This is a genomic window from Moorena sp. SIO3I6 (assembly GCF_010672095.1).
The window spans coordinates 1-1,460 of record NZ_JAAHHU010001282.1 but is presented as its reverse complement, the minus strand read 5'-3'; the positions used below and the strand labels follow the sequence as shown (position 1 = coordinate 1,460).

The window sequence follows — 1,460 nt, the reverse complement described above, 5'->3', positions numbered from 1 at the left end:
CCTTTACTATAGAAGAATATGAGATTGTCCTGACCCCTAGAATCGGCATTGCCTGCTTTGGTAGGGATGGTCTTGATCTAAATACCCTGATCACCCATGCCAACGGAGCCAGAGAAAATGCTGGACAAAAAGGACAGAAGGCTTACGAATTTTATATTGCCTCGATTGGTGACAAATCCCAACAAGCCCTATGGCTAGAATTACAATTGCGCCAAGCATTGCAAAAGGATGAACTTCAAGTTTACTATCAGCCCAAAGTAAATCTCAGCACTGGAGAAATCGAGGGGGCAGAAGCCTTAATCCGTTGGTATCATCCAGAATTGGGAGCAATCTCTCCAACTAAATTCATTCCCCTAGCCGAGAAAACTGGTTTGATTGTGCCTCTAGGAGAGTGGGTACTCCGAAAAGCCTGTACCCAAGCCAAACTCTGGCAAACTCAAGGCTTGTCCCCAGTACAAATCGCTGTAAATTTATCGGGACATCAGTTTAATCAACCCAATCTCAGTGACTCCATCGTAGCAATTCTTGAAGAAACCGAACTTGAAGCGAGATATTTGCAATTGGAATTAACCGAAAGTACCCTGATGGAGAATCCAGACCATGCGATCGCTACCTTAAAACGGTTAAAGTCCTTTGGTATTCAGATCTCCATTGATGATTTTGGAACCGGTTACTCTTCTCTGAGCTATCTGAGACTATTTCCCTTTGATGTGTTAAAAATTGACCGTTCTTTCGTTTGCCAACTTACAGAGGATGTCAAAAACGAAGCCATTACGACTGCGATTTTGCAAATGGCTCACAGTCTCAAGTTGAAGGTGGTGGCGGAAGGGGTCGAGACAGCTAGCCAACTGGCTTTCCTGTGTGGTCATAAGTGTGATGAAATTCAGGGTTATTGCTTCAGTCCTCCATTATCGGCTCCAACCTTCACAGAATTGCTTAGTACTGGTAAAAGGCTTTCACTCTCTTCTCTGGGATAATTTATTAGTTTAATTTATTAGTTTGTTAATTTCTTAAATTGATTAGCAATTAGTAATACCTCCTATAGGATTTTAAAATTAATTGTTAAAAATAATTACAGTGATTTGAAATTACCCAAAATCCCTATATACTTCCCTATATACTTTATTATATCTTGCCTTTTTCCTTTTCGATGTAAGGCTTTCCCTCAGGGATTATATTAACAAATACAATGGAAATGTTATAGCGGTTAGCAATGGTTTGAAAGACAGATATTTTGTAGGGACACGATCTGAGCGTGCCCCTACTGTTTCCCATCGAGATCAGAGCAAGTATAATCGCCTAAAAACTCAGCACTCCGCAGTAATTAACTGAGTATTCCGCTTAGATTACTTGCTCCACTTCAGCGATTTCAGGGATAAATTCCCTTAAGCGGCGCTCAATCCCCATTCTCAGGGTCATGGTAGAGCTAGGGCAAGACCCGCAGGCTCCCTGGAGTCTTA

The 1,460-nt window shown here is 41.6% G+C and carries 2 protein-coding genes; one reads left to right on the top strand and one right to left on the bottom strand.

Going from position 1 to position 1,460, the window contains the following annotated elements:
- The coding region (locus F6K49_RS48575) for an EAL domain-containing protein (protein ID WP_293109859.1) at positions 1-977 on the top strand (977 nt) is incomplete at its 5' end.
- Between the two features lie 364 nt (positions 978-1,341).
- Here F6K49_RS48575 and F6K49_RS48570 read toward each other — a convergent pair.
- A partial coding sequence (locus F6K49_RS48570; RefSeq protein ID WP_293109861.1) for a NifU family protein occupies positions 1,342-1,460 on the bottom strand: 119 nt, incomplete at its 5' end.